The organism is Enterovibrio sp. FF113 (assembly GCF_041439165.1).
Classification (GTDB): domain Bacteria; phylum Pseudomonadota; class Gammaproteobacteria; order Enterobacterales; family Vibrionaceae; genus Enterovibrio; species Enterovibrio norvegicus_A.
The window spans coordinates 1-25,237 of the sequence record NZ_JBGONO010000024.1 but is presented as its reverse complement, the minus strand read 5'-3'; the positions used below and the strand labels follow the sequence as shown (position 1 = coordinate 25,237).

The following is a 25,237-nucleotide window of genomic DNA, read 5'->3' as shown; positions in this document are numbered from 1 at the left end:
GCCTAAAACGTCTACTACAGATGTTGCTGCAACAGATAAACCTATTTTTTTGCGTATTCTTTGAAGCACCAATGGGTCCACACCCTTATTGTTGAGGGTTTACGCGGCCTATAATTTGGCATGGTTCTTAGTCGTTCAAATTCAATTGTGAAAGATGCCAACTGTTTGTTTTTGGGTAAGATTTCGTTATTCCATTGCTTGCATAAATAGCCACCATAACCTGCGAGTACTTTCTTGTTACGATTTGAATGCAATCTTCCAAAGTATTTACGCCAACGGTAATTTTTGAACTCTGCAGATAGAAGTTCAGGTATCACTCGGCTTGGTGGCTCAAAGCTCATACTCCAAACATCAACGACGTCTTCACCTCGGGTTTTACCTTCGATAACGGGCATCAAAGAGAATTTAAGGGGGGAGGGAGCGAACATACCCCAATGTTGATCAATGCGTAGCACCTTAGCGGGTATCGAGACATGTTGCGGGCGTTTTACGTGAAATTGTTGAACACCGCTAACGTTGTAGTAAGTCACAATATAAAGTGCCCCCAAGGCCACGCAATTTTCTACATAACCGGCACGGTCTTTTTGGTCGTTATAAGGCAGAAAGCGTTCAGTAATTCGCCCCATCATGTCACGATTATCGGCTATCCAACGATAGAGTCTATTTCCAACCCCTAATAGGGGTTTCCATCCCATCACTACTCCGATGGGTCTAAAAAGTAGTGATACCCTAAACAGATATTGAACGCCATTCCAGTGAGTGTGTAAGCCACCTTGATGGTCACGAAGCACCCAGCTATTTTCCTTTTCCATGATTGGATAAATGTCGGGGTTCTTCTGTGCAGGGTGTATCTTGACACTGTCAGGAAGAAGAAAGTTTCGCAGTATTAGGCAGGTTTTCTTGCAGAATCCGCAGCCTTCATCATAGAAAATAACGATGTCTCTCCGTTTGGGTTTGGCATTGAATTTGGCTAACCAGTCCCAACACACTCCCGGAATGAGTAAGCTCAGCGACATAAAGTCGATAAATGGGAAAAGCACGATGTGGAGAGACAGAAAGAAGGCGCTGTGCATGACGATCAACAGTGCAAGTGTGAATAATCGCAATTGAACGTGGAAGATAGGAGAGAAAACCAGAAATATTGCAATGATTTCTAGATACCAAACAAAGTAAGTACCAAAGGTTAACAGTTCAGGAAAACCTCTCATCCAAACGGCAAATACGGTGGCGAGTTGTTCGATATGAACGGCGTAGTATGCGGCATCCATGGTGACTTGCCAGTCATCTGACGTTTTCAATAATGCGGTGAAAAAATACAAATACATCACCTGAAGAAGAACGGCGACCGATACAACTGAAAAGTATCTGTGGTCATCAGGTACTGCATTTTCGTCTGTTTTATATCGACGATTTAGCGAGCTATCTATTGAAAATCTTGCACCAATAGGTAACAGGATTGCCCAAAAACACATAACCACGAGCAGTACGTCACCGCCGGTTACAATCATGCTGTTTCGATTTACGATAGAGAAAAGAAAAATCCAACTAATGAACGCCATGGTTCTGGATTTGTAGCCAATGAGGAGCAAGATAGCGACGAACGCAGCAATGACAAAAAGTAACGTGACGAACCATTCACTACCATTCATCCAATAAAGTGAAAGTCGATACTCTGAGGAAAGCGCCATGGACGCGGTGCGACTAAGCAGCCCGTCATCAGTATAAAACGCAGAGATATCACGCGCTCTACTGATCAGATCAACCAGAATCATTAAGGCGAGACCGATACGGAACAATGCCAATGTACGTAAGTCGATACCGAATACTGTTTTAAAAGAACTCATCAACAATTCCAATGCTTACCAGTTATGCATGCGTTGAGTAAATAAAAATGGACATAACCAAAGTATCACTCTTAATAATGGTATTTATTATAGTTGTTGCTGATCTGCTTTTATGTGCTTGATCTTATATTTGCTTGTGACGCTGTGGTGTATTTTTATTATTCCAATTTTCAATACTTTCACTCGGTGTTGTTGATTACGTGACTTCATCAGAGTGATAGCCAGAGATGGGCAACCAAGCTATACACGTTGCAAAAGGTATAAGCTTTTCAGTTTCATGGCTATGTGGATGTATGCTCAATGTGTTGGTTGAAGATGAACGGTGAGTCTTTGCGAAGTGGAATAATAGCCATAGGCAGCTAAAGGCCAACGCTTCCTACTTTATTGAGAAGCGAGGCTAATACATATAATACGTAAAAATCAATATGACATACTGACTTTTTATTAAGGCATTTTCTGTTTGGATTTTTCAGTATGCCTTGTTTTTTTTGAAACGGAGAGCTTCATCAAGGTATTAGAAATGGTGGTGTATTACTCGTTGAGTAACGTGTAAGAATTTCGCAGTAAATAGTCACGAGAATATAGTTTGTTAAAAGCGAAATTTGCCCAAGCTTACTTTATTGATACTCAACGATTTAGAACGCCAATTTTCAGCAGTTTCTGTCCAGAAAATGTCAGCGCAGCACTCGGCCGCGCTGGTAGTTAATCAATCAATCAAGTAACGCGCAATCAAGTGCTGTTTGAAATACTCAGGGTTGAGTGGTTCGCCCGTCGCCTGAATCACCAATTCATCGGTGGAGAGCGTTGAGCCTTTTGACCAAATGTTCTCTTCCAACCATGTACTGACCGGCGCCAAATCTAGGTTCTTTAAGCATGCATCCACATCGACGGTTTTACGCATGGCATGCATGAATTGTGCGGCATACATGGCGCCTAGTGTGTAGCTTGGAAAGTACCCAAAGCTTCCATCGGTCCAATGAATATCTTGCATACAGCCGTTAGTGTATTCGCCGTCGGTTGAGAGACCCAAATATTCCTGCATTTTCTGATTCCACAAGGCTGGAATGTCATCGACTTCAATTTTTCCTTCGATTAGGTCGCGTTCGATCTCAAAGCGAAGAATGACGTGTGCTGGGTAGGTCACTTCGTCTGCATCAACACGGATATAGCCAGGTCGGACGCGCTGGTAGAGGGCGTTGATGTTTTCTCTGCCAAATGCAGCGTCGTCTTGTTTGTCGAAGGCTTCTGCGGATAGTGTGGCGAGGTGGTCAACGAAGAACGGATGTCGACCCAGTTGCATTTCAAAGAACAAGCTTTGGCTTTCATGAATCCCCATCGAGCGGGCTTCGCCAGCGGGAAAGCCTGCGTAGCTTTTTGGCAAGCCTTGTTCGTATCGAGCATGTCCGGTTTCATGAACCACGCCCATTATCGCAGACGTGAAATCTTGCTCGTCGTAACGGGTGGTAATACGAACATCCGAAGGTACGCCCCCGCAGAATGGGTGAACACTGACATCGAGTCGTCCGTGATTGAAATTAAATCCGAGGATTTCCATCATCTGCTTGCCGAGAGCTGCTTGTTTGTCGGTGTCAAAAGGGCCTTTTGGCTCGGTGATTACCGTCGATTTTTGCTTTTCGAGCACTTTCTGAATCAGGTTTGGCAGCCATGATTTAAGATCGCCAAACAGTATGTCGAGTTTTTCGGTGGTCATACCGGGTTCATAAAGGTCGAGCATGGCGTCATAAGGGCGGACACCCGTTTGAGTGGCGCGGGTATTAGCTTCTTCTCGAGACGCCTCTACGACCTTTTTCAGGTTCTCTGCGAATCCAGGCCAATCATTTTTGCCGCGTTGGCTGCGCCATTCATGTTCGCATTTTGAACCAAGCAGAGATTTCTTCTCAACCAGTTCTGACGGAAATTGCGTGGCTTGAGTCCAAGCGCGTTTAATTTCACGAAGGTTAGTTCGTTGTTCGTTAGTGAGTGACGTATCACTTTCTGCTGTTGTTATCCATTCACCCATGCGTGAGTCTGTGAGTGTTTCGTGGCAAAGCACAGCGAGGTCGCTCATGGCTTTTGAGCGTGCGTCGTTGCCGCCGTCTGGCATCATCGTAGCTTGGTCCCACCCGCAAATCGCGGCTAAATGCGAATAGCTGGAGAGCTTTTGAAACTGTTTTTCGATTTTTTCTATCGCTTTCATAGTGTTATTCCATCTCGTATCTCAACCGTGAGCTGTGAATGATTCCATTCTTACCATTTCAACATGGTAGGCTCATCAGGACGATGATAATGCTGTTGTCGGGCGTTGTTATTATTGAGCTTAAATTTTTCGATGATGATGACGCAATCAAACGTTATCTGGTTGAAAAAGCGTCGATTGAGAGGGCGCTTGAGGTGTTTTTACTCTTGTTTAGTGCCAAGCGATGTCCTCGTTCGTTTGACATTAGCACGCGTTTGTCGAGTATTCTGTAGGAAATACAAAGAAGAAGTGGGTTTATGTACATTTTTGGTTATGGCAGTTTGATTAATGACGAATCTAGACGATTGACGGGTGAGACTGGGAAAGCGTTTCCAGCGCTGGTGTCTGGCTTGCAACGTCATTGGAGTAAAGTGAGTACAGCCAAGATGTCTCCACTTGTTGTTCGTGAAGGGAATGGTTATTGCAATGGCGTATTGATTCACATTGACGACTCGGCGCTCGATGTTTTTGATATTCGTGAGGCAGGTTATAAGCGGATATTGTTAGACAGTGAACGCGTTAAGGTATTGGACGATGCGTTTGTTATTGATGGGCCTGTTTATGTATACGTGACAGAAGAGGTGATTACGCCGTGTACCGTTCAGCCAGTGGTGCAGAGTTACGTTGATACTGTGATGGCAGGTTGCCTGCGGTACTCTGCGGATTTCGCCCAAACATTTGTTACAACCACCCACGGTTGGCAATATCCCCGTTTGAATGATCGTTCTCGTCCGCTTTATCAGCGCGTTGCGGGTGTGCGAAGCGAAGATCGTCCGGTTATTGATGCTTTGCTTGTGGGCTGGGAACCAACTGCTGGCGTTTGATTCTGTCCACATGAACTAAAAAGCCACGTCATTACGACGTGGCTCTGGTCATTGGCGTGTCATCACTCGGTGTGATTACTCTTCGTAAACAAACTCAGGTGATTCAATTTCAACGCGGCGGTTTTTAGCGCGGCCTTCTGAAGAGTCGTTAGACGCTACAGGATCGCTTTCGCCTGCACCAACAACGCTCAGACGGTCTGCACTGATGCCGTTATCGACGAAGTAGTTTGCAACAGTCTGTGCGCGTTCTTCTGACAACGTTTGGTTGAATGCTTCTGAACCGACACTGTCAGTGTGACCGACGATGATAGCCGTTGAGGTATCAAAATCTTGTAGGCGTTTAAGCATCGGGCCTAGTTGCTGTGAAGCACCATCTGACAAGGTTGCTTTACCAAACGCAAACAGTTCTACGTCATCGGCTTCAGAGAACACATATTTCTTAGGCTCTGCGACTGTTTCAACAATAACAATTTCTTCAACTACCATGACAACTGGTTCTGGCTCAGAGGTACGACCGAAGTGGAAAGTCAAACCAGCACTGATCAGGTGATTATCGGCGTTGAAGTAACCTTCATCCATGTCGTGGATGTATTGGTATTCAAGTCGAACATTAACCAGATCGCTTGCACGGTGATCAAGACCTACTGCACCTAGCAGAGAAATATCGTCTTGGTCGCCTGCGTTGCTGTTCCAATCCCACCAAGCGGCACCAATTTTACCGTAAAGCTCAGTTTGGTCAGTAATACCGAAGCCCAGTTTTGGCGCCAAGGTCAATGCGGTCAGATCGCCACTAATAGCGCCAGGTGTTGGGCTATAGCTTGCATCGAAATGGCCTAGGTAATCATAGGTTGATTCAATTGAGAAACCGTTACCGAAGTCGTAACCACCAATTAAGCCGCCGCCGACTTCGTTGTCGTCACAACTGCCAACTTGGCAAGCGTCTGAAAGTGTTGAAGAACCGACGCGAGCACCGAGGTAAAAGTTTGAATCATCTTGAGCGTATACACTTGCCAATGGACTTATGGCCACAATTAATCCAAGGCTTATCACTGCTTTTTTCATTTGTTTTCTCCATTCCTTCTAGAGAGGGTTTGGTAAGAGAGACTTCAGTACTACGTTACAAGTCACCACCACAAGTTTGCTTTTCGCAAATCTTTTCAATCACCAACTGATGTGGTGATTTAATAAGCTAGGCTAGGCGGGGAAAGCGCGCAATACAATAGGCAGGACAGAAATTCAGGCTTTTTTAATACAACACTGTTCAAAAAAAGAGGTTTTTTGTTGGATTATTGTTAATTCAGTGGCTTGCGTGAAATTAACTGGGGCTAACTGGGGGGTAAGTGACGTTGTCGCAGTGTTGGGATTAAATGAAAAAGCGCCTAGTAGAGGCGCTTTGCTGCTTGTTTGCCAGACACTGGGCGGCTGACGGAAATCTGTTTTCCTTTTTTCATGCCTTTCTCATAATCGTCTGTGATCCCCTTCATCGCATCTCTCAATTGTTGCTTAAAGGTTTCACGGTCGATGTTCTTGAACTGGCTGTCGATATAGTCTTTGATTTTTTTGTCTGCATCGCCATCAGGCGCGATGTTAGGCAGTTTTGCTAATGCGCCATCAAGCCAGCCAAACGTGAACGAACCCATTCTGCGAGTGATCTCTGTTTGCGATGTGCCTGAACCTTGGAAGCTATTGCGGAATTGCCCAATGTGTTCATTCATTTCACGATAGACAATATCAAATGCGAAGGCGGCGAAAATGGCGCGATCGGCATCGCCAATGAATTCCGCTTTTTTAAGCCCTTTGTGGTTCGTTAGCACACATTCGACGCCAAAGCGGGTATTAATGCCTCGAATTATTTTGAGAACAGCGTCGCTGATCGAGGTGGGTAGCAGGGTGGCTGATGTGGTTTTTCCCATACGGATGAAATCAATATCGTCTTGATCCAAGCCGTATTTCTTCATCAGGCTCTGTGCCATTTTTATCGCTGCGGCAGCTTCATTGATGTTGGATGAGTTACTCAGCTCCAAACATTTTGCAATCTTTTTAAGCGCTTTGCGTTTAGCGTCAGACATTCACTTCACCACTAAAAATCAGGAGCGATATTTTACCTTCTCAACGTCGAATTTCCAAACGACATTGTTGAGATATTGCCCATTATATTCATTCTATGAGTCTTGACAAAGTTCAACATACCAAACAAAAAATCTGATTTTTCTCAAAGGTGTGAAAGATATGTAGAAGCTACACGGTCAATATTGGCACGTGTCACTACAGTGAATGGAACTATGTTGCGAGCAGAATCTTTTTCTATTAAAAACATAACAATGGCGATTCTCGCGTTGATTTTCTTCGCAGCAAACTCTGTGCTTTGCCGTATGGCCTTGTCTGACACGGATATCGATCCCGCTTCATTTACTTCAATCCGGCTGGTTTCTGGTGCCGCGATGTTGTTTTTGCTTTCTTCTTTAGTCGCATCAAAGCGCAACACGCCGGAAGACAATTGCCAATTGCTCCATAGTGCGATTGAGCATTGGTTGGCGGCAGCGATGCTGTTTCTGTACGCCGCCACGTTTTCGTTTGCTTACCTATACCTTGATACCGGAATGGGGGCACTTATCTTGTTTGCCTTTGTTCAACTAACCATGTTTGCTTACGGTCACTATCGCGAAGGTGGCGCAAGTGGCATGGAATACATTGGTGCGTTAACGGCCATTTGTGGTTTGGGCTACCTTGTTTCACCTGGTGTAAATTCTCCAAATGTGTGGGGATGTATATTGATGGCGATTTCAGGTGTGGCGTGGGGCGCGTATAGCGTGCTGGGTAAAGAAATGAAAGTGCCACAACTCAAAGCTAACTGTATTAACTTTAGACTAAGTCTTTTCTTTGTTATTCCATTTTTCTTACTCAATATTCCAATGAATACGCTTTCTCAAGAGGGTGTTTGGCTGGCCATTGCTTCTGGTGCCATTGCTTCCGCGATTGGCTACGCCATATGGTACGGCGTGATACAGCACTTTAAAGCGACACAAGCAGGGGTGATGCAGCTGTCAGTTCCTGTGATGGCAGCATTTGCGGGTCACCTTTTGATGTCTGAGTCTATCTCGATGCGAATGATGATTTCTGCGTCTGTGATATTACTTGGTATTGCAGTGACATTCGTTGGCAGGGATCGAAAACAGTCGCCAGTGACTTAGGTCAGAATGAGTACCGCTTAGGTCTGGTTGAAAACGAAGCGTAACGCTCTAAGCATCGGTTCAGTGCTTTTCTCTTGTTTACATCGACCCTAGCACAAAGCGCCTAACACACGACCCCTCACTATTTGTGTAAAGCGCCGATCCATGTCCTTATTCGTCGTCACTGTTCACCATGCGCTAAATGAAGCGGCATTGTCTTGATTCATTAGTTTTGTGGGTATTAACACTACTGTGCTATCGACTTTATGTTCATCGAGCCATTTATCAGCGATTTTGACAGCTTCGCGACTCATGACATCTGGAAACTGAGTTGCTGTGCCTATCCAGCCTTTTCGCCTTTGAAGTAGGGCATCACGTCCAGCAGGGCTTCCATCTACAGACATGATCAGCGCGTTGGCGTTGGCTTGTACGATGGCTTGCTCTGCGCCAAGAGCTGTCGGGTCGTTAATCGCAAACACGCCATCAATCCCTGAGTATGCTTGTAGTGCATACGCCATGCTCTCCAATCCGCCTTCAATACTTGCCGTGCCGTTCAATTGATCACTGATGACCACTATCTTGGGATAGTGCACCAGCGCTTGTTTGCATCCGGTCACGCGCTCGATGACAGAAGAAACTTGGGGGCCGTTAATGATGATTACATTTCCGCGGGCATTTAGTGATTCCGCTAGCCCTTTGCAAGCAATGCGTCCGGCCTGAACATTGTCAGTGGTAATGGTCGCAGTTGCTCCTTTGGCGCGTACATCAATAGCAAAAATGGGTGTTCCATGTGTCACGATACGTTCAACCGTAGGGCCGATTTTGTGTTCGTCGGACGCAACGAGGAAAATAACGTCAACCTTTTCGGCGACAAATTCTTCAAGCTGTCTCACTTGGCGAGGGTGATCATAAGCGCTGGAACGAACCAGTAGGCGAACATCATCGCCAAACGTTATTTGTAGTTCATCGCGAAGGCTTCGCACCATGGTAACAAAGTAGGGGTTGGTGAGATCTGACACGCTGACACCTGCCGTGATGGCTGCCTGAGACCATGAAGGAAACAAGCAGACGAGGTAAAGTGTCAGGGCATTCAGTGTTTTCATGCAGGGGCTTTTGCTTGCTCTGAAGTACCAGACTCTGAAGTGCCGGGCTCCATGGCGCCCGTCATGATGGCAACAGCATCTGACATGGTGTGGGTGCTGGGTGAGATAATATCCACACGTTGACCCAAGCGATGAATATGAACCCGATCGGCCACTTCAAATACATGAGGCATGTTATGGCTGATCAGTACCACTGGCATGCCGCGATTTCTCACCTCAAGGATCAAATCGAGTACTTTCCGTGACTCTTTAACGCCAAGTGCCGCGGTGGGCTCATCCATGATCACAACTTTAGACCCAAATAACGCTGAGCGAGCGACCGCTACCCCTTGGCGTTGACCGCCTGATAGGGTTTCGACGGCCTGCGTAATATCTTGAATGGTCATTAATCCTAATTCAGTGAGTTTCTCTTTGGCTTTGTCTCGCATGGCTTTTTTGTCCAGCATACGAAACCATTTACCGCGCCAGTCATTGTGTCTTATCTCTCTGCCCAAAAACAGGTTATCAGCAATGTTTAGAGCAGGGGCAACAGCAAGGTTTTGGTATACGGTTTCAATACCTGCTTCTCGCGCTTGCATCGGGTTGTTGAAATTCACGCGCTTACCGTCAAGGGTAATCTCTCCTGCATCGGGGATCAGTGCGCCAGAAAGTGCTTTGATTAAGCTAGATTTGCCCGCGCCGTTGTCTCCAATGACGGCGAGTATCTCACCTGGCATTAAGTCGAAATCTGCACCGTCTAGCGCGGTGACTCGCCCGTAGCGTTTAACCAACCCTCGCGCTTGTAGAACAGGTACTTGGTTTGACTCACTCATGACGATACCCTCCGCAGCCATTGGTCGATACTGACCGCAACAATGATTAATACGCCGACAGTAAACTCCTGCCACAACACGTCTACGCCCATTAGCGCAAGGCCATTTCGGAATATTCCCACGATCAGGGCGCCGATAAGTGTGCCAAAAATGGAGCCACGCCCGCCGAAAAGACTGGTGCCACCGATGACCACTGCGGTTATGGAATCGAGATTGGCGGTATAGCCTGCTTGCGGGCTGACAGAGCCGATGCGACCGATTAATACCCACGCCGCTAAGGCACAAACTACGCCCGCGGTGATATACACCGACAGCAGAATTCGTTTAGTTCTAATGCCTGCGAGGCGCGCTGCATCAGGATCATCGCCTGTGGCATAAACATGTCGACCCCAAGCCGTCCAATTGAGTGCATACCAAAACACGATGAACAAAACGAACATAAAAAGGGAACTGTAGGCGATGCGAGCGCCAAACACTTCGACGGTATTACCAAGCCACTGTAACAGCGGCGCTTGCTGGTCGATGACTTGAGAGCGAATGGTTTGACTGTTTGAATACCACAGATTAAGAGCAAAAAAGATGTTCCAAGTCCCCAAGGTCGCAATGAACGGGGGAAGCTTGATTTTTGCCACCAATAGGCCATTTATTAGGCCTGCCAACGCGCCCACAAGCAGCCCAGCAAAGAGCGCGACAGGGGCGGGCAGCCCAAAGTCGATAGCAAATCGGCCCATTACAACAGAGGTCAGCACCATAATGGCGCCGACAGAAAGATCTATGCCTGCTGTTAAAATAATCAGCGTTTGGGCAATACCAATCACGCCAATAATCGTCACTTGCTGGAGCACTAATGACAGGTTGAACGGATGGAAAAATCTATCGCCAACCAAGGTAGAGAAAAAAGCGACCGCAAGTATCAGCACCAGGCAGGGTACTGCTGTGGGGTGATTGTGAAGATAAAGCTGAATGCGCTGAACGAGACTAAAGGTTTCGTTCGAAAGCTGGTCACCCGCGAGCCTGTTGCCGCTAGGTGAGGGGGTTTGTGGTGATGACATTACGCGCTCCCGAGTGCGTCCGTGCTCGCAAGAAAGTGAGAGAGGGCATCTCGCCCTCTCTATCGCATTAGAGGATTAGCCCCAGCACTTAGTTTTACCTTGCTTAGATGTTGATGAAGCCACGCCAGTTGCGGGCTCATCAGTGATCAGCTCTACGCCCGTATCGAAGAATGCTTTACCCGGTGTAGCGCCCGGTTTTACGCCAGATTTCGCGTATTCAACGACAGCTTCTACGCCAAGCGAAGCCATCTGCAAAGGGAACTGCATAGAGGTTGCACCAATGACGCCAGCTTCAACGTTATCGACTCCTGGGCAGCCACCATCAACAGAAACAATCATCACATCATCTTGCCGGCCTAGTGCTTTCAACGCTTCATATGCGCCTGCAGCCGCGGGTTCGTTGATGGTGTATACGAGGTTGATGCTGGGATCTTTTTGCAGCAAGTTTTCCATGGCGCGACGGCCACCTTCTTCAGAACCTTGTGTCACGTCGTTACCCACAATGCGAGGGTCGTCTTCATCGCGGTTAATGTTAGGGTTTTTGGTGTCGATGCCAAAGCCTGTTAGGAAACCTTGGTTACGTGCAACATCGACAGAGATATTGGCTGTACTCAAATCAAGCAGTGCAATTTTGGCATTTTTGGCCTCATCGCCCATTTGCGCTTTCGCCCATTCGCCAATTAATTCACCGGCTTTGAAGTTATCAGTCGCGAAGGTGGCATCAGCCACATTGGGTGGTGTGAAAGGGGTGTCCAGCGCAATCACCAATACACCGGCATCTTGAGCACGTTTGACTGAGGGCGCGAGTGCTTGAGGGTCACTCGGTGTGATCAGTATGCCTTTCGCGCCAGCCGCCACGAGGTTCTCAATGGCCTGAACTTGTGAATCTGTATCGCCATCAAAACGGCCGGCAAAAGAACTCACTTTTGCGCCAAGCTCCGTGGCTTTTTCTTGTGCGCCTTCCTTCATCTTCACGAAGAAAGGGTTGGTGTTAGTCTTCGTGATGAGACCGATGAGCACTTCTTCTGCTGTGGCTTGTGCCATCGGTAGCGATGCAATCATGGCGGCCAGCAGTGATTTTTTTAAGAGCGATTTCCGTAAAAGCGAATTCATAGCAAATCTCCTTGTGAATTGACATCTACAGACTGACAAACAAAAACGAATGGTCGGTTTCAAACGGAAAGATATTTCATTCACAATTGAAACAAAGGCGCTAACCGATTGATATAACGCGAAGTAGTGCCGCTGACAGCGCATGACGAGTGACGGGTTTTGTGATCAAGTCCCAATCTGACTGATAGCCAAACTGCTGACTAAGCTGTTCTTTGGGTAATCCTGACATCAAGATCACAGGTATTTTAGGTTGTATAACGTGAAGCGTGTTTTTGAGCCAGACGCCAGTTTCTTTGTTGCCAAGGTTAATATCACTGATGACAAAGTTCGGCTTTGTCGCTTCACTGAGCTTGATGGCTTCTTTGGCTGAAGTCGCAAGCGTTACGGAAGCACCTTGCGTTTCTAGCATTTGCTTTATCGGTAGCGCGACATCATTGTCGTCATCAACCAGCAAAATGGTGATGCCTTCAAGGTGAAGCGCTTGCATAGTGCTGGTGGCAGCAGGTGCAGTTGTATTGGTAGCATCTGGGATAGAAGTCATTGAGGTTTTTTCCGTGGTTGAAGCGAGGTGTTCAAGCTCGTAACAAGGAAGGATCATGCTAATAGCCGTGCCTTTGCCCACAGTTGAATCAATCACAATCTCGCCTTTAGATTGCTCCACAAACCCATATACCATGCTCAAACCCAATCCGCTGCCTTTGCCTTTTTCTTTGGTCGAGAAGAATGGCTCCATCACTTTATCGATGTCATCAGGGTGAATACCACTGCCTGAGTCTTCAACCTCAATAATTACCGCTGCTTTCTTGTCGTGAAGTAGGCAGCATTGGCGTGTCGTGACGATAACTCTCCCTGCTTGTGTCATGGCGGCATTGGCATTGAGAAGTAAATTCATCAACGCATTTTCTAGCCCACTTTTATCCGCAAAGATGAGCGCGTCTTGTGGCGAGGTATGCATCATTAACTGACTTGTGCCGTCTAACGAGTACTCCATGAGATCGGACAACTCATCCAAGGTTTGCTCGACGTTGACAGGTTCGGGGTGGAGGGGTTGGGTCCGGCTAAAAGCAAGCAGGCGCTCAATCAACTGGCTGCCTTTTTCGGTCACAGAGAGTGCGCGGTTTAAATAGGTCCTGCTGGTGTCATCGAGCGTGCTAGTCATATCCAATAACTCTAAATTTCCGCTCAAGGCAGAGAGTAGATTATTGAAATCATGTGCTATCCCGCCAGTGAGTTGTCCCAGTGTTTCCATTTTTTGTGCTTGTTTGAGCGCGAGATCGATTTGGCGCTTTTCTGTTAGGTCGCGATACAAGGTGATAAATCCGCCAGAAGGAATGGGCTGGCTACGATATTCGATAATACGCCCATCTTTGAACTGTCTTTCAAACAGCAAGGGCTGAAGGTGCCTTAGCGAGGTGTAGGTTTCATTTTGCTGTGCATGTTCAGCGGAAGACTGAAGACGAAGTGAAAGCTTTTCCTGCACATCTTCAATGGTCATGCCGAACGCCAGTTGGTTTTCATCAATACCTAATAGGAACGCATATTTGCTGTTCCACGCGAGCAAGCGGTTGTCGGCATCAAAGGCACTTAGGCCATCCTGCATTTCATGGAAAATGGTTTCAAGGAGTACGTTTTGCTGGAAAAGATCCTGTGTCGCGCGCTCTTTTTCTATGGCATTTCGCTGAAATGCCGAGAATGCGGTGGCCAGTTTTCCGATTTCATCTTTTCGTTCGAGCTTAACGGGCGCTTGCTGGGTGTTGCCTTGAGCTAGATTTAGCATCTCATCCGTTACGCTTAGGAGATCTTTGGCCATTTTATCGTTGAATCGGTAGAGGTAGTAAACGCCCGCCACCAAAGAAAGTAGAATCATAGCCATCAGTAGCATCACACGATTAATCGCTGATTTAGCTAGGCGTTGTTGCTCGCTTACCTCCTGCTGATGAATAGCGACGATTTCACGCACATAGTCGGTCATGCGATCTGATTGTGCGCGGATTGAAGCAAGCAGGAAGGCATTTTCTGAACGCAGGACGTTGATATGTGTATTACTTCGAGTCAATGACGCTAAAACTGGCATTACATCATGGGCGATTCGTTCGTTTGCGACTGGGTCACTCGTTAGCATATTGGTGATTTGGTCAATCCAGCCTTGCGAAATGCGGGTAGGATCTTTCGCAAAAGCGTGAATAAAAAGGGCGCCAAATGGGTAGGCGTCTAGCTCATCAAGTGCAAACTGCTGTGCCATCAAATCTTCTCGGATATACAATTCTCGCTCAACGTTCGACATGAGTTTTTGCAGGGTCACGTCAACTTCGCCAATGCGCTGACCCAACTCGTGGGCGTATGAAGGTGTGGTGAGCTTTAGGGCGTCGTCGTTTAACGTCGCTGCCCTCGCTTGAAGTTGTTTCTTCTCGTTTTGGATTTGGTGAGGCCTTGCTGAAGCGGCCGTATAAGGTGCCAACGCGGCAATCTGGGCAACACCCTGGGATAAATTCAATGCGGTCTGAGTATCTGCGAGCGTAGTTTGTGTGACTCTGTCGAGCAGATATTGGTTCTGCCACAGCGTGAACAGAGAAAAGCCAGCCATGAGTGTGGTCAGCGCAAGCAAGACGGAAAGCGTCAACATTAAGTGAGGGCGAATGCTGTTTCCGTTCATGGGATGGCTCAGTGAGGTTGTGGAACGAGTTTGGTGACGGAAGCATCGAAGCAATACCCCAATCCGCGTTCGGTCTTGATGAGTCGAGGGATTCGAGGGTTGGATTCGATTTTGCGGCGAAGACGCACCACAAGCACGTCTATGGTGCGATCGAGAGAGTCAGAATCATAGCCATGGGTTCGTTCCATCAAATGTTCCCTCGTCAATACCCGCTGCGGTGAGGAGATAAAGGCTTCTAGCAACGAAAACTCGCCATAAGTGAGATCTGGTGTGCGCCCATCGGCATGCTGAAGCAATCGCCGCGAGAGATATAACGTCCAATCGTCAAACTGGTAAACCGTTTCGTTTGTTTCAACGGACACTCGTTTTGTGCCGGCGTTTTGACTTCGACGTAAAAGCGCATTAATGCGGGCCGTGAACTCACGAAGATTAAACGGCTTCATCATGTAGTCATCAGCAGCCACTTCGAGGCCGATGATTCTGTCTGTTTCGTCGCCTTTCCCCGTCAACATCATGATCGGTATGTCACTGTTTTCGCGAAGTTGCCGGGCAAGTTGAAGACCATCTTCGTTGTTAAGGCGCAGGTCAATAACAGCAAGATCGACATTGTCTGCCGCGTAGAGCTCTTCACCAGTGGATACAGGCGTGACGGTGTAACCTACTTGGCGTAATGCATCGGTCAAAACTGTCCTAACATCATGTTCATCATCAACGACCACAATGTGAGAGACGCGACTATTCATGGTTCATCCTTGAGTGTTGGTATTTCTATCAATAGATAATGAGTCTAGCAATAACAAGTTCAAAGGAAGGAGGAGCGACCAAGAGTGTGGCCTCAACAGTGCTTTGTCTGCGAAAGCATACCTAACGGATGATGCTCGAGTTTGGGTATACTGCCAGCGTCAATTTAACCTCTGAGGCCGCCTTGCAATATCAAGAAGGATTCATCATCAGCCGCCATGGCCGAGATATCGGTGATGTCACCGAACTTGTTTTTTGGGTGCAGACAAATACTGGCCCTGCAAAATTGGTGATAACAGGCGAGAAACCAGTTTTCTTTGTTGCCAACGAACGGGTGTCCGCAGCGCAACAAACTCTGACCGAGGCTGCCTTTCGTTTTCACTGCAAAGCACTCGCGTTGTGTGATTTTCTGCATCGTGAGATGACGGGGTTCTACTTCAATACCATTTCTGATGCCACTCGCGCGAGTCGATTGTTGCAAGCCGAAGAGTTTGAACCCTATGAAGCAGACGTGCGATTAACCGACCGTTACTTGATGGAGCGCTTTATTTGCGGCGGGTTAACCTTTACGGGTACAGCAAAGCAGAAAAATGGTTTTGTCGAATACCGTAATGTGAAAGCCAAAGCGTCTGACTATTCGACCTCATTGTCGCGTGTTTCATTGGATATTGAGTGTTCTGAAAAGGGCGTTTTGTATTCCATTGGCTTAGACGGTGAGATGGACAGCCGCGTCATCATGGTTGGGCCAACGCCTGATAATACAGAAGAGATGCCTTGGATTGACTGGGTCGATAACGAACTCGAGCTATTGAAAGCTCTTAATGCATGGTTTATTCGCTTTGATCCCGATGTGATCGTGGGTTGGAGCGTTGTCGATTTCGATTTTCGCTTACTGATTAAACGCGCGGCATTTAACAAAATTGATTTGCGCTTGGGCCGAGGTGCTGAAAAAGCGCATTGGCGTGATTCCAACAACAGTCGCCAAGGCTTTATTACGTTACCGGGAAGGGTGGTGATTGACGGTATTGATGGCTTGAAAACGGCGACATACAGTTTTCGTTCTTGGTCGTTGGAATCGGTGTCCAGAACCATGTTTGGTGAAGGGAAAGCGATTGATAATCCCTATGATCGTATGGATTCAATCAATCGTATGTTTCGGGACGACAAGCCCGCATTGGCGAAATATAACTTACAAGATTGTGTGTTGGTGAATCGTATTTTTGCGGATACCCATTTGATGGAGTTTCTGATCCAACGCACCCGCCTAACTGGCATTGAGCTAGATCGCATTGGCGGCTCGGTTGCAGCGTTTACCAACCTGTATATGCCTAGGTTGCACCGAGCTGGCTATGTCGCGCCTACACTGACCAGTGAAAACTGGATTGCCAGCCCCGGCGGTTATGTCATGGACAGTAAGCCTGGCTTGTATGACTCTGTGCTGGTGCTCGATTTCAAATCGCTGTACCCGTCGATTATCCGTACGTTTTTGATTGATCCGCTGGGTTTGATCGAAGGGCTGAAACAGGACGATCCAAGCCTGACTGTGCCGGGTTTTCGTGGTGGTGTTTTCCACCGTGAGACGCACTTTCTTCCTGCCATGATTGAAAACCTTTGGAAAGCGCGCGATGAAGCCAAACGGCAGGGCGAAAAAGCATTTTCGCAGGCAATAAAAATCATCATGAACTCTTTTTATGGTGTGCTGGGCTCATCGGGTTGTCGTTTCTTCGACCACCGTTTAGCGTCGTCAATCACTATGCGCGGGCATGAAATCATGAAGCTGACACGTGATTTGATTGAAGCGAAAGGCTACAACGTTATTTATGGCGATACTGATTCGACCTTTGTGTCGTTAGGGCGTCAATACAGTCACGAAGAAGCGGACGCAGTAGGGCAATCGCTGGTGGCACATATCAATCAGTGGTGGGATCAGCACCTTCTGGATGAATATCAGATCCCTTCGGCGCTCGAAATTGAGTATGAAACGCATTATCAGAAGTTTTTGATGCCGACGATTCGAGGCCAAGATACCGGCAGCAAAAAGCGTTATGCCGGCTTGGTCGACAAGCAAGGTGAGCGACACATTGTTTACAAAGGGTTAGAAACAGTCAGAACCGACTGGACGCCGCTGGCGCAGGAGTTTCAGCAGACCTTGTATCAACGGGTTTTCGATGGTGAAGACATTGATGATTATGTTCGTACCATGGTCGAAGATACGTTACGCGGTCACAATAATGAAAAGTTGATTTACCGAAAGAGGCTGCGTCGCAAGCTGTCTGATTACGAGAAAAATGTTCCGCCGCATGTAAGAGCCGCCCGTAAGGCCGATGCTGTGAATGAAAAACTCGGTCGAGCGCTGCAATACCAGCATGGCGGTTGGATTGAGTATGTGATCACGCTAAATGGCCCTGAGCCATTAGAAGCGTTGGTTAGCCAATATGATTACCAGCATTACGTTGATAAGCAGTTAAAACCTATTGCAGACGGTATTTTACCGTTTGTCGGCAAGAGCTTTGATGCCTTGTCGATGCCACAGTTGGGGTTGTTCTAAGTTTTATCCAGAGAAAAAATGCCGGGGTATTCCCCGGTATTTTTATTGGAAAATTCGTCGGTACTAGAAGAGATCAACGTTCGAAACGTTGGTGCGTGAAGCGACTACTGGGTCAAAACAGACCGCACCACGGTTTGGGGTGCAGACTTTAAATACATCACCACAGTCAAATATGGCGAGAATAACTTCATCGTCTGAGCCAAAACACGTTGGCAGGGCCTGTCCTACCTTGGCAATGACTTCCTGACCTTCATGTTTCCATGTCAGGGCTGCAATACGTGCGTCGTTGATGGGAGCATCAATATGCTTGGCTATCGCAGTATAAATAGATTCTGCGTGTTCTTGGGATTCTGCAGCGGGTACAAAAAACGACATAACTACTCCTTTTTATTACTCATTTCTTCTCGTCACTTATTCCGATTCATGACGATAACCCGAAAGGTTATGTGGTAAAAGTAACAAATTCAGACCACTAAACGCAATGATATTTCTTTTATGTAGGTGAATTCACCTACTATGTGGTTGTCATAAAAAGAGGTAGATAAGTGAATGTAGCGGGCGGTATTCGCATGGAACGATTACTCACTCTGTTACTTGATCCCGTTTGATATCTGCTGAAATTTGCTTTTCGATCGGAAAGTCGCTTGAATGAAATGAATAGCTTAACGGCAATGAGGTGCAAAGTTGGAGCAACTTGATTTTTTTACGGTGCCCAGCCCCTGTATTGGTGTTTGTCAGGTGAACAATAAGGGGTATTGCAAAGGTTGCTTACGCAGCAGGGATGAGCGTTTCCATTGGAATGACTTTAGCAGCGAACAGCGACGCAATGTCGTGCGGTTATGTAAGCAGCGCTATACGCGTGTTATAAAGGCGAAATTGGCGAAAGAAGCCATGCAAGCTGTCGAAGAAACCAATCCTCAACAATCCTTGTTTGGTGATGAAGACTAAAACCAAAAGCGACTAGAACCAGAAAGATTGGAAATAGGTGAGCTTGGTGATGAATATGAGCCAAGTTTGGCATTGAAAGAATAATACCTAAAATAACAGACACAAAAAAAGCGCCGATAGTCGGCGCTTTTTTTGTGTCTCATTCACTTCTTAGCGAAGCGAAGAGCCGTCAAACTGCAAAAGCAATTATACGCGGATGAAATCCATGTGCATAACTTTTGGTTTGAACGGGTGACGTTGGATGTCTTGTGGCTTAACGTTCACTTCTTGACCGTCGATTACTAGAGTAATCGCTTCGTAGAACTCAGGCTTATCCATCTGAGTGATCACTTTAGCGTGCTCAAGAGAGATAGCAACTGGAGCGGCTTCGCCACCGTAAACTACAGCTGGGAAGTGGTCAGTCAAACGCAGGCGGCGGCTCGCACCCTTACCCTGCTCAGTACGTACTACTGCTTCGAATTTCATAATATATACTCTTTAAAATAGAGAGTTGAGAATATGTATCCAGAATGCGACCAATCTAGATACGAGTAAATCGAGCGCGGATACTACCACCCAGATAGTGGGATCACAAGTGAAACTAGGACGTTATACGTCATTTGGTGGCTCGTTGAGTGATTACTGTTCGTTATGCACGTTATGGCAATCAATTTACACGTTTTGGTTCCACGTTGTTTCACGCTGCGCTGTTGATCATGTCGCTCACTTCTTGCTGTGACGCAAATTGGTCGAGGTCGAAGATTTTATCGCGGATCGCCCAGAATCGACCGTTCTTCCTCGCCACGACAAAATCTGGCAATCGTAAGCGATGCTCAGCTCTGACAACCTTGGAAGGCGCGGTATCGGTAAACGGGCGATGACGGTCAACCAAATGCGGGTTGATGAATTTTGCGAGAAAATCATCTTTCTGTCGTTTAGTGGAAAGCGGCCAGACTTCGTGGATCTCGGCGCCGTCGTGTCCCACAAAAGTCACTTTAAGTTGTGGCTTGTCGAATTTGTTTTTACCCGCTTCCAAGCGCATGTCGGCGCATGCCATGATCATGGCGTCTTTGAGCTTTAATGCATCTCGTAGCTTTTTGTCAGGGTCGACAAGGGTATGGTCGCACTGATGGCAGCGACGAGCAGCAATGTCATTGTCTGCGCCACATTCGCTGCAATACTTGGCGCGAAAACGATAACCACAGATTTCTCGTTCGCCATCCTCGTCTTCAAAAAAGCCCTGGCAACGACGTCCGTAGTGCTCAATCAGAAATGCATTGTCGTCTAGTTTACCCCAGAAATTGTTATTGAAGCCGCATGCGGGGCAGGGAACCGTGACGATTTCACTGTCGCTGTCAGGTTTAGGGTCGCCAATTTCAGGCTGATACAAATCGTAAACATTGCCAGCGTAATCTAATATCAGGCAATCCTTCTTGCCTGGGGAGAGTCTTAAGCCTCGGCCTGCAATTTGCTGATACAGGCTAACTGATTCAGTTGGTCGTAAAATGGCGATCAGGTCAACATGCGGCGCATCAAATCCTGTAGTCAGCACCGATACGTTAACCAGATATTTTATTTCTCGCTTTTTAAAGCGCTGGATAATGCTGTCTCGTTCGTCCAGCGCGGTTTCGCCAATCACCAGCGCGGATTCAGCGGGTGGCAAAAGTCCAAGAATTTCCTGAGCGTGTCTCACCGTGGCGGCGAAAATCATCACGCCGTGACGGTCTTTCGCGTATTGCATGACTTGATCGACGATCTGTGGCGTCGCGCGAGGGGCATTTTCGATAACACGGTCTAAGTCAGCTTCTTTGTAAAACCCTGTCGTTGAGGCTTTGAGCTGCGAGAAGTCATAACTCAGTACGGGCGCATCCAGCACCTTGGCTTCAGTGAGAAAGCCTTCATCAAGCAAAAATCGGATCGGAAGTTCAAAAATACAGTCATGGAAGAAGCGCGGCTTTTCACTTCGCACACGACCTGCGGTATGAAACTGATAAATCCAACCCATGCCGAGGCGATAGGGCGTTGCGGTCAAACCAAGCACTTTAATGCCGGGGTTAACCTGCTGTAGATGAGAGATAACTTTGCGGTAACTGCTGTCTGCGTTGTCTGGCACACGGTGACATTCGTCGATAACGAGCAAGGAAAACTGATCGTTGAATTCGTCAAGATTTCGCACCATGGATTGCACCGAGGCGAACACGACTTTATCTGCGCTTTCTTTGCGGCCTAAGCCGGCTGAGAAAATACCGCCTTTTAGGCCGTACCCTTCGTATTTTTCGTGGTTTTGCTCCACCAACTCTTTAACGTGGGCTAGCACCAATACTCGCCCTCGGGCAAGCTTTGCTAGCTCGGCGATGACCAAGCTTTTACCCGCGCCAGTAGGCAGTACAGCAACGGCGGGCGTAGAATGGCGACGGAAATAGTGAACGACGGCTTTCACCGTGTCTGCTTGGTAAGGTCGAAGGGTATACATGCGATCAATAAGGCAGCCGTTTAAGGCCGCCCAGTGTAGCGAGGCACAGAATAATTAGCTAGCGGGCGAGTTCATTAGCGCAACAATCGCTTGGTCATTAAGCAGTGTTGACGTCGAGGCATGTAATCGAATTGTTCATAGAACTCACGTGCGCCGCTATTGCCGATGTTTACTTCAAGAATGACTGCGTGACAATCTCTCGCTTGTGCATGAGATTCGATATTGGGTAGGACATGAGAACCCACCCCTTGGCGTCGCCAATCATGTGACAAGTATATCTGGTCGATGACTGCGATGCGTCCACCCAGTTCAATGCTAAAGCTGTAGCAAAGCACAACAAAGCCGATCGCCTCTTGTTCCTCACTTTTATCAAGCTCGATGAGAAACACATCGCCATGTGCGGGATGGGCAATCAAGAAATTGAACGCAGACGTCACATGTGCCACATCAAAAGAAAGTGCCTCGTGATCATGCAGTTGCTTTGATAGTTCGAGGAGACGCGGCATTGACTCTATGGAAGGTGATTGCAGCGTAATATTCATAAATGCTTCCCTAATCAACATGTTAACCAGTGCGAGATTATAATCATAAATCCAAGGGCACAGGATTAGACTGTAACGAATTTGTTAAGTTCGCCATCTCTTAGTTATAGACATGAGAAACGAGAGTGCAATTTCATCGGTTCAATATGAGATTGATAAAACGTTTTTCGCTGTACCTTTAACGTGAACTTCCTATAATGCGCCCATCGAGAACATCACGGACAAAATACAATGATCAGGCTAGACAAATTTCTTTGTGAAACGGTAGGTGTTACCCGCACCCAAGCAACAAGATTACTCAAAGAAAAACGCGTGACAGTTAATGGTGACATCGTTAAGAGCGGCTCATTGAAAATTGCAGAAGATGCTGATGTCGAATTCGATGGCGCTTCACTGCATTTGTCTGGCCCGCGTTACATCATGATGAACAAGCCTGAAGGCTATGTGTGCTCTCATGAAGACGGGCATAACCCGACCGTGTTTATCCTAGTAGACGAAGTCGGTGCGGATAAATTGCACATTGCAGGTCGCCTAGATTGTGACACAACAGGCTTGCTTCTGCTGACTGATGACGGTCAATGGTCTCACCGTGTGACATCGCCTAAACACAAGTGCGATAAAGTGTATCGTGTTGTGCTGGATGATCCGATTTCAGAAGAGACGGCGGATGTGTTCTCTGAAGGTCTTCTGCTTCGTGGAGAAAAAACAGACACGCTACCAGCACAGCTAGAGCAAGTGAGCGAGAAGGAAGCACTACTGACGATTCACGAAGGTAAATACCATCAAGTGAAGCGTATGTTTGCTGCTGTCGGCAATAGAGTCGTCGGCCTTCACCGTGAATCAGTGGGTGAATTAGTGCTAGACGATTCACTGGAGCCTGGGCAATACCGTGCACTAACCGCACAAGAAATCGCACTCTTTATGCCTCGCAAATAATCATATCGAAATCGGATGTCTTAGACGAGAAGTGCGCTAGTCAGCACCTTCAACTAAACCATCTTGATTGAAAACGCCGCGGGCATTTGTTCCGCGGCGTTTTTTTGTGCTCGGTTTCCCGACGGTGAAGTCTCATGTATAGATGCTACAAGCCGATAGACGAGATATTTTATTGTCATGATGAATTTTTATGCTTAATTATCTGCAATTTACTAGCGATTCCGTTTGTGTCTGAATAGAAAGTCATTATTTCCTCAAGGGAATTAATCATAGTGCTATTATGTGAGCCAGACACAGTTTTGAACTGTGCATCTTTTTTCTTCACCTTTTCTTTCTAAGGCGTACATGACAACGAATGCGGTACATCAGCCAGCTCAACAGCTGACCTTTCTTTTGATCCTCGTCCTTGGCGCGATTGCGGCGTTGACGCCGTTGGCTATCGATATGTATTTACCCGCCATGCCTGATATCGCGAGGGAGTTGGGTGTCGCGCCGGGGCTTGTTCAGCGTACACTCGCGGCGTATACCGCGGGTTTTGCTCTGGGGCAGTTGATTCACGGCCCAATTTCAGACAGTTATGGTCGTCGTCCCGTATTGATCGTCGGCGTCATCATGTTCTTGATCGGCGCAGTGGTGAGTGCCAACGCCACTGATATTGAAACTCTGACTTATATTCGTGCTGCGCAAGGTTTCTGTGGCGCTGCTGCTGCAGTCGTGATTCAAGCGCTGGTTCGCGACATGTTCGATAAAGAAGATTTCGCCCGCACCATGTCGTTTATTACCTTGGTCATGACGGTTGCACCTTTGGCCGCGCCTATGATGGGGGGATATCTGGCGGTTTGGTTTGGATGGCGTTCGATTTTTTGGGTACTGGCAGGTTTCGCCGCACTGGTGATTGTGCTCGTGGTGACAATGATCCCTGAAACGTTGGCGCTTGATCGCCGCCCGCGGCTACGTATCGGTTCGACCTTGCGTAATTACGCGAAAATTCTGCGCACCAAGCAATCTGTTGGCTACATCGTGGCTTCTGGTTTTTCGTTTGCAGGCATGTTCTCTTTTTTAACGGCAGGTTCTTTTGTCTACATCGATTACTACGGTGTCAGCACCCAAAACTTCGGTTACCTGTTTGGCCTTAACGTGGTGTGCTTGATTCTGTTTACCATGCTGAATGGCAAGTTTGTGCGCAAAGTGGGCAGCGAGAATATGCTGAAAATCGGTTTGATGATCCAACTCTTCGCTGGCATTGGGTTGATCGTCGGTCAGGTTTTCGGTTTGGGCTTATGGGGAACAGTGATTCCGGTAATGCTCTTTGTCGGTACGATTTCCATTGTTGGCAGTAATTCCATGGCCTGTGTGCTGAGTGCTTACCCTGAGTTGGCAGGTACAGCCTCTTCATTAGCAGGCACAATGAGATTTGGTATCGGTACTATTGTTGGTGGTATAGTCGCCTCCATTCCTGTGCATTCAGCGTGGCCCATGACCGGTGCTATGGCTGCATGTGCGATTTTATCCGCCCTGTTTTACTGGGGTTTAGCGAAAAAATAAGAACATGAGTTACATAAAAGAAATCAAATCCGTAGTGGATTCAGCGTTAAGCGAACTTAACGACGCGAAAGCGGCAGGAAAAATACAAAACAACCCAGTGAGTGAAGATTCTTTTCTTTGTCGCTGGGTGGCGCAGTCGATCAAGAAACAGCGTTTTGACAACGTTGTGCTGAAAGATCTGACGCGTTGGGTTCAGCAAGGTCGCAGTATGGGTAAACACGCCAATCTTAAAGGCCAAATGCTGCATATTGCTTCGGTATATCATCATCAATTTCCAGACGGCGATGAGCATGTTGCTGTCACGATTGCTCAGTTTGATGATTTGCTTACCGAGCTGGAAAAGAATGATTGGATGGTGCATACGGATCAAGAGATAAGCCGCAAGATGCGGGTCATTTCTGATGGGCAGCATTCCTTTGTGGCAAATAGTGCTGCAGTGGAAAAAAGCTTCAACGAAGCAGGGGAGCTAGTGAAGCCGATGAGCCTCTATGTCCGCGGTCCAGAAGCTTGGTTCATTGAAGCCTTTTTGGCTAACGGCTTGCTCGCCACTAAGGTGACCGATTACAAATCGATCATCAAATACCACGGTGAATATAAGATCTGGCCTCGAAATCAGGCCGATTGTTTAGTGGTGTTGCCAGAAAGCTTGAAGCCTTAATCTTGTAGAAACTAGAAACTAGAAACTAGAAACTAGAAACTAGAAACTAGAAACTAGAAA

Annotated in this window: 21 protein-coding genes; 7 read left to right on the top strand and 14 right to left on the bottom strand. The window is 47.2% G+C overall.

The features are described from left to right. Nucleotides 1-41 precede the first annotated feature (41 nt). Nucleotides 42-1,844, bottom strand: a complete 1,803-nt coding sequence (locus ACED36_RS17765) for a DCC1-like thiol-disulfide oxidoreductase family protein (protein ID WP_371733621.1) — start codon at nt 1,842-1,844, stop codon at nt 42-44. 706 nt (nt 1,845-2,550) lie between these two features. Then, nucleotides 2,551-4,041 (bottom strand): carboxypeptidase M32, encoded by a 1,491-nt coding sequence (locus ACED36_RS17760; protein ID WP_371733620.1) that lies wholly within the window; start codon nt 4,039-4,041, stop codon nt 2,551-2,553. A gap of 296 nt (nt 4,042-4,337) precedes the next feature. Between ACED36_RS17760 and ACED36_RS17755 the strand changes: the two genes are divergently transcribed. Continuing rightward, on the top strand, nt 4,338-4,904 hold the full coding sequence (locus tag ACED36_RS17755) for a gamma-glutamylcyclotransferase family protein (protein ID WP_016962235.1): 567 nt from the start codon (nt 4,338-4,340) through the stop codon (nt 4,902-4,904). Nucleotides 4,905-4,979: 75 nt separating this feature from the next. Here the strand turns inward: ACED36_RS17755 and ACED36_RS17750 are convergent, their stop codons facing one another. Both ACED36_RS17750 and ACED36_RS17745 read right to left on the bottom strand, forming a co-directional pair. Beyond that, nucleotides 4,980-5,966 (bottom strand): OmpA family protein, encoded by a 987-nt coding sequence (locus tag ACED36_RS17750; protein WP_016962234.1) that lies wholly within the window; start codon nt 5,964-5,966, stop codon nt 4,980-4,982. A gap of 317 nt (nt 5,967-6,283) precedes the next feature. Continuing rightward, nucleotides 6,284-6,973, bottom strand: a complete 690-nt coding sequence (locus ACED36_RS17745) for a DUF2786 domain-containing protein (RefSeq protein ID WP_016962233.1) — start codon at nt 6,971-6,973, stop codon at nt 6,284-6,286. A 252-nt stretch (nt 6,974-7,225) separates the two neighbouring features. Between ACED36_RS17745 and ACED36_RS17740 the strand changes: the two genes are divergently transcribed. Further along, a complete protein-coding gene (locus ACED36_RS17740; protein ID WP_241823939.1) occupies nt 7,226-8,095 on the top strand; it encodes a DMT family transporter in 870 nt (289 codons plus the stop codon). A 167-nt stretch (nt 8,096-8,262) separates the two neighbouring features. Here ACED36_RS17740 and ACED36_RS17735 read toward each other — a convergent pair whose 3' ends face one another. The 6 genes from ACED36_RS17735 to ACED36_RS17710 all read right to left on the bottom strand — a co-directional run bounded on the left by ACED36_RS17735 (nt 8,263) and on the right by ACED36_RS17710 (nt 15,550). Further along, nucleotides 8,263-9,177, bottom strand: coding sequence for a substrate-binding domain-containing protein (locus tag ACED36_RS17735; protein WP_016962230.1), 915 nt, complete (start codon nt 9,175-9,177; stop codon nt 8,263-8,265). Further along, nucleotides 9,174-9,989: an ATP-binding cassette domain-containing protein gene (locus ACED36_RS17730; protein ID WP_016962229.1), complete on the bottom strand. Its 816-nt coding sequence runs from the start codon at nt 9,987-9,989 to the stop codon at nt 9,174-9,176. The genes ACED36_RS17735 and ACED36_RS17730 overlap by 4 nt, the downstream gene beginning before the upstream one ends. After that, nucleotides 9,986-11,041, bottom strand: coding sequence for an ABC transporter permease (locus tag ACED36_RS17725; protein ID WP_371733619.1), 1,056 nt, complete (start codon nt 11,039-11,041; stop codon nt 9,986-9,988). The genes ACED36_RS17730 and ACED36_RS17725 overlap by 4 nt, the downstream gene beginning before the upstream one ends. 75 nt (nt 11,042-11,116) lie before the next feature. After that, entirely contained in the window at nt 11,117-12,154 is a 1,038-nt protein-coding gene (locus tag ACED36_RS17720) for a sugar ABC transporter substrate-binding protein (RefSeq protein WP_371733618.1), read from the bottom strand. Nucleotides 12,155-12,254: 100 nt separating this feature from the next. Beyond that, nucleotides 12,255-14,807: a PAS-domain containing protein gene (locus ACED36_RS17715; RefSeq protein WP_371733617.1), complete on the bottom strand. Its 2,553-nt coding sequence runs from the start codon at nt 14,805-14,807 to the stop codon at nt 12,255-12,257. An 8-nt stretch (nt 14,808-14,815) separates the two neighbouring features. Beyond that, nucleotides 14,816-15,550, bottom strand: a complete 735-nt coding sequence (locus ACED36_RS17710) for a winged helix-turn-helix domain-containing protein (protein WP_017006926.1) — start codon at nt 15,548-15,550, stop codon at nt 14,816-14,818. Nucleotides 15,551-15,732: 182 nt separating this feature from the next. On the opposite strand from ACED36_RS17710, the gene ACED36_RS17705 reads away from it, so the two are divergent. Then, nucleotides 15,733-18,096, top strand: coding sequence for a DNA polymerase II (locus ACED36_RS17705; RefSeq protein ID WP_371733637.1), 2,364 nt, complete (start codon nt 15,733-15,735; stop codon nt 18,094-18,096). 63 nt (nt 18,097-18,159) lie between these two features. Here the strand turns inward: ACED36_RS17705 and ACED36_RS17700 are convergent, their stop codons facing one another. After that, on the bottom strand, nt 18,160-18,471 hold the full coding sequence (locus tag ACED36_RS17700; protein WP_017002878.1) for a hypothetical protein: 312 nt from the start codon (nt 18,469-18,471) through the stop codon (nt 18,160-18,162). A 309-nt stretch (nt 18,472-18,780) separates the two neighbouring features. Between ACED36_RS17700 and ACED36_RS17695 the strand changes: the two genes are divergently transcribed. Continuing rightward, nucleotides 18,781-19,044 (top strand): DUF1289 domain-containing protein, encoded by a 264-nt coding sequence (locus ACED36_RS17695; protein WP_017002877.1) that lies wholly within the window; start codon nt 18,781-18,783, stop codon nt 19,042-19,044. 186 nt (nt 19,045-19,230) lie between these two features. Here the strand turns inward: ACED36_RS17695 and rplY are convergent, their stop codons facing one another. From rplY to ACED36_RS17680, 3 genes are all read right to left on the bottom strand, one after another. Continuing rightward, a complete protein-coding gene (rplY, locus tag ACED36_RS17690; RefSeq protein ID WP_016962219.1) occupies nt 19,231-19,509 on the bottom strand; it encodes a 50S ribosomal protein L25 in 279 nt (92 codons plus the stop codon). A gap of 211 nt (nt 19,510-19,720) precedes the next feature. Next, on the bottom strand, nt 19,721-21,496 hold the full coding sequence (locus ACED36_RS17685) for a DEAD/DEAH box helicase (RefSeq protein WP_016962218.1): 1,776 nt from the start codon (nt 21,494-21,496) through the stop codon (nt 19,721-19,723). A 74-nt stretch (nt 21,497-21,570) separates the two neighbouring features. Further along, nucleotides 21,571-22,038, bottom strand: a complete 468-nt coding sequence (locus ACED36_RS17680) for a GNAT family N-acetyltransferase (protein ID WP_016962217.1) — start codon at nt 22,036-22,038, stop codon at nt 21,571-21,573. Nucleotides 22,039-22,269: 231 nt separating this feature from the next. On the opposite strand from ACED36_RS17680, the gene rsuA reads away from it, so the two are divergent. From rsuA to ACED36_RS17665, 3 genes are all read left to right on the top strand, one after another. Continuing rightward, a complete protein-coding gene (rsuA, locus tag ACED36_RS17675; RefSeq protein ID WP_371733616.1) occupies nt 22,270-22,974 on the top strand; it encodes a 16S rRNA pseudouridine(516) synthase RsuA in 705 nt (234 codons plus the stop codon). A gap of 345 nt (nt 22,975-23,319) precedes the next feature. Next, complete coding sequence (locus ACED36_RS17670; RefSeq protein ID WP_371733615.1) at nt 23,320-24,519, top strand: Bcr/CflA family multidrug efflux MFS transporter; 1,200 nt, start codon at nt 23,320-23,322, stop codon at nt 24,517-24,519. 4 nt (nt 24,520-24,523) lie between these two features. After that, the gene (locus ACED36_RS17665; protein ID WP_016962214.1) at nt 24,524-25,177 is read left to right on the top strand and encodes a DUF2913 family protein; all 654 of its coding nucleotides are present in this window, start codon (nt 24,524-24,526) and stop codon (nt 25,175-25,177) included. Nucleotides 25,178-25,237: the final 60 nt, after the last annotated feature.